General features: G+C 59.9%; 12 protein-coding genes. 10 read left to right on the forward strand and 2 right to left on the reverse strand.

Annotation, left to right across the window (positions count from 1 at the left end):
- Positions 1-33: 33 nt before the first annotated feature.
- The 3 genes from PQR54_RS12130 to PQR54_RS12140 all read left to right on the forward strand — a co-directional run bounded on the left by PQR54_RS12130 (position 34) and on the right by PQR54_RS12140 (position 3,043).
- Positions 34-1,224 (forward strand): glycosyltransferase family 4 protein, encoded by a 1,191-nt coding sequence (locus tag PQR54_RS12130; protein WP_408245823.1) that lies wholly within the window; start codon positions 34-36, stop codon positions 1,222-1,224.
- Between the two features lie 38 nt (positions 1,225-1,262).
- Positions 1,263-2,000: a DUF2334 domain-containing protein gene (locus tag PQR54_RS12135; protein ID WP_408246077.1), complete on the forward strand. Its 738-nt coding sequence runs from the start codon at positions 1,263-1,265 to the stop codon at positions 1,998-2,000.
- 68 nt (positions 2,001-2,068) lie between these two features.
- Complete coding sequence (locus PQR54_RS12140; protein WP_408245825.1) at positions 2,069-3,043, forward strand: hypothetical protein; 975 nt, start codon at positions 2,069-2,071, stop codon at positions 3,041-3,043.
- A gap of 22 nt (positions 3,044-3,065) precedes the next feature.
- On the opposite strand, the gene PQR54_RS12145 is transcribed toward PQR54_RS12140, so the two are convergent.
- On the reverse strand, positions 3,066-4,262 hold the full coding sequence (locus PQR54_RS12145; RefSeq protein ID WP_408245827.1) for a glycosyltransferase: 1,197 nt from the start codon (positions 4,260-4,262) through the stop codon (positions 3,066-3,068).
- Between the two features lie 444 nt (positions 4,263-4,706).
- Here PQR54_RS12145 and PQR54_RS12150 point away from each other — a divergent pair, with 444 nt between their 5' ends.
- The 7 genes from PQR54_RS12150 to PQR54_RS12180 all read left to right on the forward strand — a co-directional run bounded on the left by PQR54_RS12150 (position 4,707) and on the right by PQR54_RS12180 (position 12,803).
- Positions 4,707-5,768: an EpsG family protein gene (locus PQR54_RS12150; RefSeq protein ID WP_408245829.1), complete on the forward strand. Its 1,062-nt coding sequence runs from the start codon at positions 4,707-4,709 to the stop codon at positions 5,766-5,768.
- Positions 5,769-6,081: 313 nt separating this feature from the next.
- Positions 6,082-7,218 (forward strand): MraY family glycosyltransferase, encoded by a 1,137-nt coding sequence (locus tag PQR54_RS12155; protein WP_408245830.1) that lies wholly within the window; start codon positions 6,082-6,084, stop codon positions 7,216-7,218.
- 183 nt (positions 7,219-7,401) lie between these two features.
- Complete coding sequence (locus tag PQR54_RS12160; RefSeq protein WP_408245832.1) at positions 7,402-8,100, forward strand: FadR/GntR family transcriptional regulator; 699 nt, start codon at positions 7,402-7,404, stop codon at positions 8,098-8,100.
- A 177-nt stretch (positions 8,101-8,277) separates the two neighbouring features.
- A complete protein-coding gene (gene glmS, locus PQR54_RS12165) occupies positions 8,278-10,095 on the forward strand; it encodes a glutamine--fructose-6-phosphate transaminase (isomerizing) (protein ID WP_408245834.1) in 1,818 nt (605 codons plus the stop codon).
- A 43-nt stretch (positions 10,096-10,138) separates the two neighbouring features.
- Positions 10,139-11,788, forward strand: a complete 1,650-nt coding sequence (locus PQR54_RS12170; RefSeq protein WP_408245836.1) for a glucosamine inositolphosphorylceramide transferase family protein — start codon at positions 10,139-10,141, stop codon at positions 11,786-11,788.
- 370 nt (positions 11,789-12,158) lie between these two features.
- Positions 12,159-12,356, forward strand: a complete 198-nt coding sequence (locus PQR54_RS12175; RefSeq protein ID WP_408245838.1) for a hypothetical protein — start codon at positions 12,159-12,161, stop codon at positions 12,354-12,356.
- 279 nt (positions 12,357-12,635) lie between these two features.
- A complete protein-coding gene (locus PQR54_RS12180) occupies positions 12,636-12,803 on the forward strand; it encodes a hypothetical protein (protein ID WP_408245840.1) in 168 nt (55 codons plus the stop codon).
- Positions 12,804-12,827: 24 nt separating this feature from the next.
- On the opposite strand, the gene PQR54_RS12185 is transcribed toward PQR54_RS12180, so the two are convergent.
- Positions 12,828-14,222, reverse strand: coding sequence for a GDSL-type esterase/lipase family protein (locus PQR54_RS12185; protein WP_408245842.1), 1,395 nt, complete (start codon positions 14,220-14,222; stop codon positions 12,828-12,830).
- Positions 14,223-14,225 lie beyond the last annotated feature (3 nt).

Consider the following 14,225-nt stretch of genomic DNA (forward strand, 5'->3'; position numbering starts at 1 on the left):
ATTTACATACAGCTCAGAGATTCAGGAGCGGACATGAACGGACGAAAAGTAGTTCTCTTTGCCAACACCGACTGGTACCTGTACAACTTCCGGCTCTCGCTCGCGCAAAGACTGCGGCAAGACGGATATGAAGTGGTGCTGCTGTCGCCGCCGGGAGAATTCGGACCGAAGCTCCAAGCGCTCGGGTTTAGCTGGCACGCTGTGCCGATGAATCGCCGCAGCCTCAATCCGTTGCGTGAAGTCGGTGTGCTCACATGGCTCGTCCGCTTTCTGCGCCGTGAAAAGCCCGACCTCGTGCACGGATTCACGATCAAGAGCGCGGTGTACGGCTCGCTCGCGAGCAAGCTTGCCGGCGTCCCCGCGCGAATCAACGCCGTGGCGGGCATGGGCTACGTCTTCACGAGCCGGGATTTGAAAGCCCGCGTGCTGCGGCCTGTCGTGCGCCAACTGATGCGCTCCGCTCTGAACGGCCGGCGCAATGCGCTGATTCTGCAGAATCCCGACGACGTCGCGATTTTCAAACGGGCGAAAATTGTCGACGAGCGGTCGATACAGCTCATCAAGGGGTCCGGCGTGAACTGTTCGCGGTTCTCGGCCCGGCCGGAAACCGATGATGACGCACAGGCTCCGTTGCGGGTCGTGCTGGCTGCCCGTCTGTTGTGGGACAAAGGCATTGCCGAGTACGTCGAGGCGGCGCGGACGTTGAGAGATGAAAACCGCTCGGTGCGGTTTCTTCTTGCCGGCTCGCCCGACGATGGCAATCCCGCCTCCGTGCCCCGCGAACTCGTGGAGGGCTGGGCTAAAGACGGACTGCTCACGTGGCTGGGACATGTCAGCGATATGCCGAAGCTGCTGTCCGAAGTGGACGTCGTGGTGCTGCCGAGTTATCGGGAAGGCTTGCCCAAGACGCTGATCGAAGCGGCCGCGTGCGCATTGCCGCTGATCACCACCGATGTCCCGGGCTGCCGTGAAGTAGTCAGCGGCACGGGTGAAGACGGCTTGCTCATTCCGGTGCGCGATGCCGCGGCACTGGCCAACGCGATTCGCCAGCTAGACGAGGATCGCGCGCTTTGCCGGAAACTCGGCCTTGCGGCTCAGGCTAAAGCGTTGAGTGAATTCGACGAATCGATCGTGATAAGCAAGACGCTGCGGGTTTATAGCGAATTACTGGATCCCGCACCGCGCGAAGTGGTCGTGGCGAGCCAGCGCGAGCGGCAGATTTGACGGTGTCAGCGAACTATTCCGAAGGAGATTGAGTGGCCATGGTCGTTCCGAAATTCATATTGCGCTTCGATGACATCACCCCGGAAATGGCCTGGTCGCGCTTCGATCCGTTCGATGAGCTTTCCACGGACCAGGACCTGCCGCTGCTCGTCGGCGTCGTGCCGAACTGTCTCGATCAGACGCTCGTCGTCGAGCCGGCGAGAGACGCGTTCTGGGATACGGTGCGCGGTTGGGCCGATCGGGGCTGGAGCATCGCGCAGCACGGCTATACCCACCAGTACGTCACCGAGCATCCCGGGCTGTTGCGTCTCGGCAGCAAGTCGGAACTGGCTGGTCTCTCTTACGAGGAGCAGTTCGCCAAGCTGCAGGCCGGAAAGACGATCCTCCAGCAAGAGGGCGTCTGGCAGCCGGTATTCATGGCGCCTTCCCACTCTTTCGACGAAGCGACGCTCCGCGCGCTGGCCGATCTCGACTTCAAGTATCTGACTGACGGCAGCGGCGTCTATCCGTACAAATTCGGCGCGCTGACAGCGGTGCCGCAGTTGTTCGCAACGCCGCTGCATTTTGGTTTCGGCGTGTATTCGATCTGCCTGCATGTCAATACGCTCAGCGAGGCGGAGATCGACAGGATAGTGGGATTCGTGAAGAAGAACCGCTCGCGGTTCATCTCCTTTGAAGAGGCCGCGAGCGTCAGAACGCCTGTCCCGGGCGTCGCGATGGCGATGCGCTTTTTAACCTCCACCCCGTTGCGCGCAATGCGCCGTTTGAGGGGCTGAACTTTTTATTGGGGTGCACGGTGCGCAACAGCCGGAGAGCGGTAAATGCTTTTCTCCTCAGCAGCCTGGTGGGTGCGATCACGCGACCTCTCGCTGCAGTGGCCGACGTCGCGGCCAAACAGCATGCCGTGCCTGACGAAGTCATCGATCGATCGTTCGGCGTTACGGCGGATGGCAAGACGAATGACCGCGCAGCGCTTCAGAAGGCGGTCGATAACTCTGTCGGCAAGACCTTGGTCATTACCGGCCCATGCAGGATCGACGCGGAAGGGCTGCACATGCGCAACAACAGCCGCGTGCGCTTTGCGCCCGGCGCCTCGATCAAACTGCTTCCGCACGACACGCAAAACTATGAGGTCATCCGCATCTGGGACGTGCGGCACGTGGTGCTGGAAAACCCTCGCGTGGACGGCAGTAAAGAGCTGAACACCGTGAAGGGCGGAGAGTGGGGCATGGGCATTTCCATTGCGGGAAGCACCGATGTAACGATACTGTCGCCCAGCACGATCAACTGCTGGGGAGACGGCATCTATATTGCCAACAGCTTCGGTAACGGTCTGCCCTATTCGAGCGACATCCGGGTCATGAATCACTATGCGTCCGGTTGTCGTCGGCAAGGTGTTTCGATTATTAGCGGCAAGAATATTCTGTTCGATAGTCCGGTGTGGGAAAACATAGCGGGCACGCTTCCTTCGGCCGGACTGGACATCGAGCCGAACGCCAACACCGACATCGTGGAAAACATCCGGATCGTGAATCCGACCACGCGTCACTGCCAGTTCGGTATTCTGGTCTATCTGGAGGCACTGCCGGGAAGCCGGGAAAAGAACGTCAGCGTCGTGATCAGCGGACACAAGGACGAAGACAGCAGGGAAGCCGCCTTCAGCGTATCCGGCTTGAAGATGAAAGGCAGCGTGGTCACCGGCTATATCACGAGCAATTCGCCCACGTGGATTCGTCCGAGGCGGGATGCTTTTGTCAGCGCCGACTATGACCGTGCAGGGCCGAAGATCGATATCACGAATCCCACGATCGTCCGCTAACCGCTTGCCGAAGGTGTGACGCTCAACGCGTCACGCCTTTCGCGCGCAGCAATGTCGCGTACATGTCGCGATACTGTTGCCAGCACACCGTAATCGAAAACGATTCGACGATCCGCTCGCGCGCCAGCCTTCCCAATGTCTTGCGCTGCTCCAGACTCAACGTCGCCATCTGCTCGAGCGCGTCCGACAAACTGACGGGATCGCGCGGCGGAACGACCAGACCGGTATCGCCGACCAGTTGCCCGGTATCGCCCACGTCCGTGACCACGCACGGAACGCTGCAAGCCATCGCTTCGCCCACGACCGTAGGCAAGCCTTCTGTTCGGGATGAGAGGCACAGCATGTCGAACGCCGGCATGATCCGATGCAGGTCATTCCGTGCGCCCAGCAAGTGACAGACGCCGGTGAGGCCAAGCTCGTTCATCGTGCGTGTGAGCGCCTTGTTGTTGGCATCCACGTCCTTTCCGACCATGACGAAATGGCATTCCGGCACGCGCTGATGAAGCATCGCGGCCGCACGCAGAAAGTTATCGTAGTCTTTGGCAGGATTGGAGCGCCCTACGATTCCGATCAGTATGGAACCCGCCGGCAGGCCGAGCTCGTTCAGCAGCGCGGTCCTTGCGGTGGCGTCCGGCACGAACTTGCGAACATCGAAGCCGTTATGGATTACCCGCATCTTGGTGCGCTCGTAGCCGTACTCGACGTGAGTTCTGAACGACGCGTTGGCACAGCAAATGACCGAATCCGGCAACCGGTTGGAGGTCGCCGCGCCCATCCGTGCAAGCGTATTCAGAACGCGCCCGACTTTGGCCGTGGGCACTTCGGTCCGATGGATGCCCCAGACGAGCACGAAGCGGTGGCGCTGCCTGCTAAGCCGAAACATCAGCCGCGCGAGCATCACCGCTACGCCGCCGAAAATATCCGCGTGATACATCCACGTCTGGACAACGTCGGGGCGGGCTTCGACGATCCACCTGGCCAGACGAATCAGAAGCAGCGGATTCGGTACACCGGATCGCATTCCCAGAAACCTGACTTCCGCACCGGCTGCGCGCAGCCGGTCCGCCATCTTGTCGATGGAGGACAGGGAAATGATGACATGCGTACCACCGGCGGTGCGGGACTCCGAAACCAGGTTCAGAAGCAAGGTTTCCGCTCCACCTACCCCGAGTCCCGAAATAATATGGACAATTTTCATTTTGTTTGCACGGTACCGCATTCGGTGACGTAAAACCGCTGCTATTTCAATCCGGTCATCCCGCGTCGCGTGTTTTAACGGAGTCGATATCCGTAATCGCGAAAGGACAATGGAAGGCTAAGTGATCAAGCCGCCACCATACCGTTCGCCATCCAACACAGGCCGGGACAATTGTCCCCCGTCATTCCAGAGGCGACTATTGTTTATAAGAGGCTACGGATCCGCGCTTCGGAATCGATGCAAATCTTATGTGCCGTTCCGCTCGTAAGGTCCAACTAAAAGCTGATAGCGTGCAGGGGCGTAAGGAAAAGTTAGTTTCGAGGCCATCCAATGGCCAGATGGCAATACCGATCACCGGGCACGGTCCGCTGAACGGCAATTGCCGGAAGCGCGTCTGAGCGGCATAAAAATCAACGCACCTCCTCCGGTTTGCGCGGCACTGGCAAGCTGACGGGCAAGAGAGGGATGAAAGTGGCACAACAACTCAACTCGAAGTTCCAGATCCATGCAATCGGCTACCGGTGGCTGCGGCCTTCCATGCTTGGATTCCTGGCGTTGTCGGCGTTCATCCTCCTGAAGATCGCCCTCGGCGATCGGAGCACGCTGCTCGATCAGGACAATTACGTTGCGTACTTCAGGGATGCCGATCCGCTCTGGATCGTCCATCTCTGGTCCAGCAGCCAGTCGGTGGTGCTGTTCATCGTGAAGACCATCACGGATGAGCTCGGCTGGCGCCTGTGGGTGCTAGGCCTCGATTCACTGGGCCTCGCACCGGACACCGCGGTCCGCGTGACGGTTGTCGTGCTGAACGTGCTCATGGCGCTTGCTCTTAGCCGGACGCGCCGGCCGCTTCTCGGCCTGCTGTTGTGGGCGCTGATCCCCACCGGCCTCGCGACGGTCGGGCTATTCCAGATCCGCCAGGGCTTCGCCCTGTCGATCGCCATGTACTTCGCGATGTGCCGGCAGCAACCCGTTCGAGGCGCGCTGCTCGCGAGTATCGTTCACACCACCTTTGCGTATCCGGCCTTGTTCCTGATTCTCGCGCACTTTCTCATGAGGCGAAGCAAGGCGCTGGCGATCGTGGGCGTGGTCGGCGCGGCGCTCGCGATGTCACTGGCGTCAGCGTGGCTGTTCGCCAGGTTCGGCGGCCGCCGGCTCGAGGAATACACGCAGCAGGAAGAATTCACCGTAAACTTCCTGATCTCGCTCGCTCTGTATCTGATCGTACCAATGCTCGTGATCATGCTGCGTCGAAAGCATATCGAGCACATCGCGCGCGAAGTGGCCGTTCATGAGGTCGCGATCATGCATATCGGGCTGATCATGTTCCTGATCATTTCCTTCTTCGTCTATCCATTCGGGACCCAGCGCATTGTCTACTACGGACCATTGCTGCTGGCCTTCATGCTGCCGGAGATCCGTATCAGGAATTCGCTGATCCTGTGGGTGGTCGCTTTTATCCTGGCTATTCTGGCTTACGACATTCAAAAGAATTATCTGCTGGGCACTTATAAGTACTTTCTCTGAGCGGCTGTCCGCTAGCCGTCAGGTAATGCTTGCCGGTACGAAGCGCGCCTCCTGTCCGGAGCGTGCGCAAGAACGGGCAATGGTCATTTCATAGACATATTCCAATGCGTCGGTAAGTTGAATCGGCGTATGCCGTGGCACGTCGTATTAACGCTGATTTGTCGGCTCATAAAATGATCGTGTCCGGGTTGTGTTGGGAATGCCACAGAGGAAAGACTCAAAGTGAGAGACGGTGTGCATCACTAACCTTGTCCTAAACATGCATTAAAGCGACAAGAAAATAAAAATTCCTCCGTTTATGTTGGAGACCGAGATGTTGAATCTTGCGTTTGGCTTTGTTGTCTCATTCCTGGTTATCTTTTTTATCGTGCGAAGTTCGGGGCTGCACGGGTCGCTTACCATGGACCACGACCTGCGCGGCATTCAGAAGAACCACGCCTATGCGGTGCCAAGAATCGGTGGAGTGGGCATTGCATGCGCCGCGACGGTCATTCCGCTCATCCAGCCGCTGTGGGCGACCGCCCCTGGCACAGGTCAACTGCTGCTCCTGTTGTGCGCCGTGCCGGTGTTCGCAGGCGGCGTGATCGAGGACATGACCAAGCGCGTGAGCCCGCGCGTACGCCTGCTGTGCGCGCTCGCTTCGGCGCTCGCGGCCTGCCTGCTGATGCACGCGACGCTCACGCGGGTGGATTTGCCGCTCGTCGATCAGTGGCTGCGCATTGTGCCGATCGGGATCGGCTTCACGATGCTCGGCGTGGCCGGGCTGACGAACGCGGTCAATATCATCGATGGCTTCAACGGGCTCGCCTCGGTGGTGACCATGCTGATCTTCGCGTCGATCGGCTACGTGGCCCACAGCGTCAACGACTGGCTCGTCATGAGTATGGCGCTGACGATGATCGGAGCGATCGGCGGCTTTGTGCTCTGGAACTTTCCGGTGCCTTCCGTCTTCCTCGGCGATGGCGGCGCTTATTTCATCGGTTTCATCATGGCGGAGCTGCTGGTCCTGCTGATCGTGCGCAACCCGGGCGTGTCGGCGTGGTACGCAATGGCCGTGGCAATCTACCCGACCTTCGAGACGCTCTTTTCCATCTATCGCCGCAGGATCGTGCGCGGCAGGCCGGCAGGCGCTCCGGACGGACTTCATCTGCATACGCTCGTGTATCGGCGTGTGGTGCGCAAGGGTATCGACGGCGGCAATCTGCGCCGGCGTGCGATGCGCAATTCCTGCACCTCGGTCTATCTGTGGGTGCTGAGCCTCGTGAGCATCGTGCCGGCTACGTTCTTCTGGGACACGCCTATCGCGCTCGCCGGGGCAACTATCGCCTTCGTCACGATTTACGTTCATATCTATGTGGCGATCGTACGCATGAGGACGCCGCGCTTGCTGGTGATCACGGGGCACGCACCGGTCGTCGCGCCGCGTGGAGCGGAGGAGCCGCGCCACTGACGCGGCGCTGCGATTTCCCTTCAATTTACACAGGCAGTGTGTGAGGACGTACGTTGCGGGAACGAAACCCGATGCACCATATGAACATACAAAGGCACGGGGACAAGCCTTGAAAACCGCGGTGAGGATCCGGGAAAAGACGGACCTTGCAGGTAACGCCTCATAGGACCACGAGAAAACAAAATGAACCACGGATACGAAACATCGCTAGTCAAGCGAGTGGTCAACCAGGTGGTGACCGGTATCATCAACGGGGATTTCGACGGCGACATGCTTCCTCCGCAGGTCATCCTCTCGAAGAAGCTCGGCGTGAGCCGGTCGATCATGCGCGAAGCGATCAGCATCCTGATTTCGCGCCGCATTCTCGATGTCAGGCCCAAGACGGGTACGCGCGTCAAGCCGACCAAAGACTGGCTCATCATCGATCATGAGGTTGCCGAGTGGCGGCTTCGCGCCACGCCCGATCCGGAGTATCTGCACGGGCTGATCGAATTCCGCAAGCTCGTCGACCCTCGCGCGGCTGCGCTCGCGGCCACCCGGGCGAGCCGGCATCAGCGCATTGCTATCGCCGCCACATATCAGAATCTGCAGCAGGTGAGCGGGGATCCCCTCGCGCGCAAGGCCGCTGAAGACGCATTGCAGATGGCGATCATCGACGCAAGCGGCGACGCCTTGCTCAGCCAGATGGGCAACATCGTCCGGATGGGGCTGAAGGCCATGCAGCCGGTCTCCCGCATGCAAGCGCTCGCGTACGACGCGCGGGTCGCCGACTACGGCAAAGTCGTGCGCGCGATCGAGGTGGGCGATGCGGACGGGGCGAAGGCCGCGATGATGCAACTCATCACTCATAGCGCGGACCAGCTGCTTGCGGAAACGGTTTGAACTGAGCACCAGTCGCCGCCATCGCGGAGAGGCGGCCGATTTAATTCGGATGCCTATAGAGAAGAAGGATGCGCAAAGCAACGGACTGCTTTAGCGCAACGGAGCACGCTTTATGAAGTCCACGCGATATTCCAACACGGTTGAGTCGCGCAACGGACTAAACCATCGGAGGGGAATATGTGTGGAATCGTGGCTGGGATTGCGGAACGCAACGTCGTTCCGGTATTGCTCGAAGGCTTGCGGCGGCTGGAATACCGCGGCTACGACTCCTGCGGCGTGGCCGTGCTGCGGGACGGCGCGCCACACCGCGTGCGCAGTCTGACGCGCGTTCGCTCTCTGGACCGCGAGGTCCGCGAGATGGGGCTCGAAGGCTGGACGGGCATTGCCCACACGCGCTGGGCGACGCACGGCGCGCCCGCCACCCAGAACGCGCATCCCATCTTCTCGCAGAACGAGATCGCGATCGTTCACAACGGCATCATCGAAAACTTCGAGGCGCTGAAAACCACGCTGAGCGGCGCGGGCTATGAATTCGCGAGCCAGACCGACACGGAAGTGATCGCGCATCTGATCCACAGTTACTACCAGGGCGATCTGGCGGAAGCGGTGCGTCGCGCCGTGAGCGAACTGCGTGGCGCGTATGCCATCGCGGTCTTCTGCAAATCCGAGCCGGAGCGCGTGGTGGGCGCGCGGTATGGCTCACCGCTCGTGATCGGGATAAACGGCAAGGAATCGTTTCTTGCGTCGGACCCGCTCGCGCTTTCCGACGTCACCGACCGGTTCATCTTCCTGCAGGACGGCGATATCGCCGATCTGTCGCACAACGGCACCCGGGTCATGAACCGCGACGGCCAGCCGGTCGTGCGCGAGGCGCGCACTTTGGTCCATCCGCCCACCGAGGCGGCGCTCGGGCCGTATCGGCATTTCATGCAGAAGGAAATTTTCGAGCAGCCGCTGGCTGTGTCCAAAACTTTCCCCCGCAACAGCGCGTTCGACGCCACGCTCTTCGGCGCTACCGACCCGCAGGCTTTCGCGCAGATCGACCGCATCCTGCTGCTCGGCTGCGGCACGAGTCACTATTCCGCGTTGACCGCCAAGGCGTGGTTCGAGTCGATCGCGAAGATCCCGACGCAGGTCGAGATTTCCAGCGAATACCGCTACCGCGAAACGATCCCGGGCAAGAACACGCTCGTGGTGCCGATTTCGCAATCGGGCGAGACCGCCGACACGCTCGGCGCCCTGATGCATGCGCAATCGCTCGGTCAGGACCACACGCTTGCGATCTGCAACGTGGCGACGAGCGCGATCGTGCGGCAGTCGCGCTGGTCGTTCATCACGCAAGCCGGTCCGGAGATCGGTGTTGCATCGACGAAGGCGTTTACCACGCAACTCGTGGCGCTGTTCGTTCTCGCGGTGACGCTCGGCCGCGCACGCGGGTACGTCGACGCACAGCAGGAAGCGAGCTACCGCTCGCAGCTTTCGGGACTTTCCACGGCGCTGCAGGGTGTGCTGGCGCGTGAACCGCAAATCATCGCGTGGGCACACGAAATCGCGCGCACGGATAGCGCAATCTTCCTCGGCCGTGGATCGCACTTCCCGATCGCGCTGGAAGGCGCGTTAAAGCTCAAGGAGATTTCGTACATTCACGCCGAAGGCTATCCCGCCGGCGAACTGAAGCACGGACCGCTCGCGCTCGTGACCGATGCGATGCCCGTCGTCGTGACCGCGCCGAACGACGGCTTGCTGGAAAAGCTGAAGTCGAACATTCAGGAGGTTCGCGCCCGCAGGGGCCAGGTGTACGTTTTCGCCGATGCCGATGCGAATCTGTCCAACGAGGAAGGGCTGCGCGTCATTCAGATGCCCGAGTATTACGGGGCGTTGTCGCCGATCCTGCACGTGCTGCCTTTGCAACTGCTCGCCTATCACACGGCGTGCACGCGCGGGACCGACGTGGACAAGCCGCGCAACCTCGCGAAATCGGTGACGGTGGAATGAGGCGCGAGTTACGGTGCATATCGATCCATCAAGACAATCCGCGATGAACACGATAAAGGTTGGGGTTCTCGTCGACGACGTTGCGTTGCCGGCCTGGGTGAATCACATGCTCGGACTGATTGCTGCCGAGCAGGGGATGGAGATCGCACTGGTCGTCAAATATGCGTACCAGCGGCGGCCGGGAAGCAAAACCGCTTCGCAGGCCGGTCCGTGGCCCTTGTCGCTGTGGATGGCGCTCGACAAACGGCTCGTCAAGGTTGGACACGACGCGTTCAGAACCGAGTCTCCGGCCCCGGCGCTGGCAGAAGTGCCGACCTTGAATGTCGAAGTGGAGAGCAAGGAATGCGGGGATCATTTCGATCCTCGCGACCTGGCGAAAATCGCCGCGCATGGCATCAACGTATTCCTGAGGCTGGGCCCGTTGCGGCCGTGCGGCGAGATCTTCGATACGGCTTCTTGCGGCATCTGGTCGTATCGGCATGGCGATGAAGTAGTCGAACGTGATGGACCCGTCGGCGTGTGGGACATTCTTCTGGACCGGAAAACGACGGCGTCGGCCTTGCAGTTTCAGACCCGGGCAGGCGAACGCCCGCACACGCTGCAAAGATCATGGTCGATGACCTATCCGGTGTCGATTCACAGGAATCGCAGCCACTGCTACTGGAAGACGCTTTCGTTCGCGCCGCGAAAGCTGCGCGAGCTGAGGGAGATCGGCGAAGACAACTTCAGGCTGAAATACACGCAGGCTGATGCGTCACCGGCGTTCTATTCCGGGGAAGAAATCGCCGAGCCGACCAGCGGCGCTTACGGCAAGTTCATTGGCCAGTTGATGGCGAGAACCGTCGCAAAGAAAGCAAGCGCGCTGCGCAAGTTCGAACAGTGGATGCTGCTGTACCACTTCGGCGAGAACGATGATCTCCCCGAACGCCTTTTCGAGTTCAAGCAACTGCTGCCGCCCAAGGACCGCTTCTGGGCAGACCCGTTCGTGGTCGAAAGAAATGGCGAATATGCGGTCTTTATCGAGGAACTCGAATACTCGAAAAACAGGGGACATCTCTCGGTTATCCGTTTCGATGCAAACGATCAACCGATCCTGCCTCCCGTCAAGATTCTGGAGCGGCCTTATCACCTGTCCTATCCGTTCATGCTGGAGGAAGGCGGCGAACTCTACATGATTCCGGAGACCAACGAGAGCAAGGCCATCGAGCTTTATCGATGCACGCGGTTCCCGGATCAATGGGAACACGTCATGAACCTGATGGACGACGTCATGGCCGTGGACACGACGATCTGGCGTCACGACGGCAAATATTGGCTCTTCGCCTGCATGCGGGAAAACGAACACGCACCGCTGTCCGACGAGTTGTTTCTGTTCTGGTCGGATACGCTGTTGAGCAAGGACTGGCATCCTCATCCGTGCAACCCGATCGTGTCGGATATCAGAACTGCTCGCCCCGCGGGGAGCATCTTCGAGCATCACGGGCAGTGGTATCGGCCCGCGCAAGACTGCAGTGGTAAATACGGGCGCGCATTGTCGTTCCAGCGTATCGACGCTATCGACGAGACTACCTATAAGGAAACGTCGGCGAGCCGGATTGAAGCAAACTGGGACGCAAGCATAGATCGCGTGCACACGTTCAACCGGGTGGGACGATTGACCCTTATCGACGGGATGAAAAAGCGCGGTAAATAGTGACTCGCTGCGGTATCCGGCGCGCGGCGCCGGATCTTCCGGCGATCATGAGCATTAAAGCGACGGCCCCGCATTACGCCGGGGCTGTTTTAATTCGCGTCCGTCTATCTCACGGTGTTCTCTTTCTTCCGGACGGCCCGTGAATCTCGGGCGAGTCTGCGTGACCGTTATCGGCATCTCCATAGCGCCGTTCGTTCGCGGCACGCCGCTTCTGCCTGCTGGCGAGCGGATTTGCGTATTCGTCGCGCTCTCGTAGTGCACCGTTGCGAACCAGCCGCCAAAGTAGGACTACGACGGTGACCCATACGGACACGATGATAATAATTGTGGTTGATGTGAACATGGCGAGCCTGCATATTGGAATTGATTTATGGGCGTGAACGGCGGTAAAGCGTTCAATCCAGGCGACTCAACCTGGTGCCTCAAATTTACTGATTGCCACTTTGGTCCCCCCCGTTTTGATGTATTTGGTGCCGATGTTGAAGCTAAAGGCGAGCCCTTTCTGCGGCGCGGCGCACACAGAAATCAAACTGCTCAGGAATGCGCGGACAATAAACAACCCGGCTAATAGTGGTGATCCGGGAGTGGTGAATGCCGCTTTGGGTAAACTTTTAAGAATGGAATTCAGGCTGCGGCCTGGCGAGTGCCGGCATCCGATTTACAGCGCAGGGACACCAGGCCGGACGTGCATGTCTTGCTAACAACTTAATGGAGCGTTATAGGAGAGTGCAGGGTTGAGCCGGCTAATCGGGTGTGGCGGAGCGTGTGGCGTTGCAAATCGCGGCCACGCCTGTGGGAATGATAAAGTGCGCATCGATCCCCGCTTCCCTTAACTCACGGAGGACATATGACACTTTTGAGCATCGTCGGGACGGTGGTTTTCGTCGCGATTGTCTTGCTCTCGCTGTTGGCGGTGATTGATGTCCTGCTATTTACGTCCGATAAAAAGAAAATGATGAAGTCCGGTGCTGGAGCGCGAAAAACGGGCGGGCGTCGAAGATGCTTGCGTAAATGAGTCGTTTCGCCTGCGCAGCGGTTATCAGGGCGCCTGGACGGGCTGCCCGGCTGTGAGCGCATTCAGATCCATCGCGTCGGCGATGGCTTGCAAGCCCGCCTCGTTCGGATGGAGGTTATCGCCGCTGTTATAAGCAGGCAGCAAAACAGCGGGATTGGCGGGGTCGCTGACGGCCTTCGCCTGGTCGAGTACCGCGTCGCAGCCGCTTGTCGAACTCAGGATGAAGGCGTTAATGTCTTGCCGCGCATCTTCGACGGGTCCCGTTGCGGCAAACGGCGTCAGCGTAGAGCAGATCACCTTGATGTTGGCACGATGCGCGCGCTCGATAAGCTGCCGCAATGCACCGATCAACCGGGAAGCCGTGGACGGTTTGTCGGTGTTCAGATCGTTGATTGCATCGTCCGAGATCACAACCCAATTCGCGCCCGGTTGCTGGAGCACGTCGCGACCGAAGCGTTTGAGACCGGCCTGGCCGGCGTTATTGGTAAAGAAGTCATTTCCGCTGATGCCCTGGTTCAGCACGCCCACAGTCATGCCGGCCTGTTGGAGCCGTATGGCGAGACGATTGGGCCAGCGACGGTTTCCATTCACACTCGACATGAAGCCATCGGTTATGGAGGCGCCAAACGTGACCACAGCCCCGGTCGCGGCCGGGTTCAACACGTCGAGATTCGTCAGGAAATAGTAGGACTGGCCGCCCGGGGACAATGTGCTCCCGCCGGTAAAGACCGGGTCGGCGGCAACGTCTCCAGCGGCGATATAGTTGTCCTGCAGGCCGTCGACGTGGCCGGTCGAGCGCGGCGCCGTCCGCACGGGTAGATAGAGGCTGATGGCGACATCGGAGAGTGGAGGAAACTCGAACGCGACCGGGTCGCTCACGACCGAAGCGCCCACGGGAATCGTCACGTTCGGCTGACCGCCGAATGTGACGGCGCGGTCGCTGCCGGCCACCGTTTCCTGACCCCGCGCGCCCCGCGCGATTCGCGCTTCGCCGATTACCAGCGGCTCGGAGCCGAAAAGGTTCGACAGATGGATGCGCGCCGACGTCCCGCCGATGCTGGTGCGCACTATCTGCCGCAACGTCTGGTTATTGAAGCCGGCATCGTCGGTGATGGAGGGCGAAGCCGACCACGTGCCTATCCAGGGCGCAGACGTCTCAACGCCTTGCACGCGATTGCTGGCTGTATCAGGCAGCACGATAGAGATGACCAGGGCCGCTTTGAGAAGCGCCGGAATCCATCGGTTCACGTCTTTTTCCTCGTGGAAGGGCGAGCTTCGGTGAGTGCAATGACGGTTGCGGACGCATCGCACAATGTTCTTATCGTGCAGCGCACGAGCCTGATCCTCTTTTGTAGGCCTGTTCGCTGTCTGTCGATTTAAACGTTCTATTGCATATGCGTTCGGTACGGTAGATAACACTGT

The organism is Paraburkholderia phytofirmans (genome assembly GCF_046028095.1).
In the GTDB taxonomy this organism is placed as follows: Bacteria; Pseudomonadota; Gammaproteobacteria; order Burkholderiales; family Burkholderiaceae; genus Paraburkholderia; species Paraburkholderia phytofirmans_A.

Bases quoted from the DNA above. Each gene is read 5' to 3' on its own strand.
- PQR54_RS12155 (WP_408245830.1), top strand. From the start codon at position 6,082: ATGTTGAATCTTGCGTTTGGCTTTGTTGTCTCATTCCTGGTTATCTTT.
- PQR54_RS12150 (WP_408245829.1), top strand. From the start codon at position 4,707: ATGAAAGTGGCACAACAACTCAACTCGAAGTTCCAGATCCATGCAATC.
- PQR54_RS12130 (WP_408245823.1), top strand. From the start codon at position 34: ATGAACGGACGAAAAGTAGTTCTCTTTGCCAACACCGACTGGTACCTG.
- PQR54_RS12145 (WP_408245827.1), bottom strand. From the start codon at position 4,262: ATGCGGTACCGTGCAAACAAAATGAAAATTGTCCATATTATTTCGGGA.
- PQR54_RS12175 (WP_408245838.1), top strand. From the start codon at position 12,159: ATGGGCGTGAACGGCGGTAAAGCGTTCAATCCAGGCGACTCAACCTGG.
- PQR54_RS12170 (WP_408245836.1), top strand. From the start codon at position 10,139: ATGAACACGATAAAGGTTGGGGTTCTCGTCGACGACGTTGCGTTGCCG.
- PQR54_RS12180 (WP_408245840.1), top strand. From the start codon at position 12,636: ATGACACTTTTGAGCATCGTCGGGACGGTGGTTTTCGTCGCGATTGTC.
- glmS (WP_408245834.1), top strand. From the start codon at position 8,278: ATGTGTGGAATCGTGGCTGGGATTGCGGAACGCAACGTCGTTCCGGTA.
- PQR54_RS12160 (WP_408245832.1), top strand. From the start codon at position 7,402: ATGAACCACGGATACGAAACATCGCTAGTCAAGCGAGTGGTCAACCAG.
- PQR54_RS12135 (WP_408246077.1), top strand. From the start codon at position 1,263: ATGGTCGTTCCGAAATTCATATTGCGCTTCGATGACATCACCCCGGAA.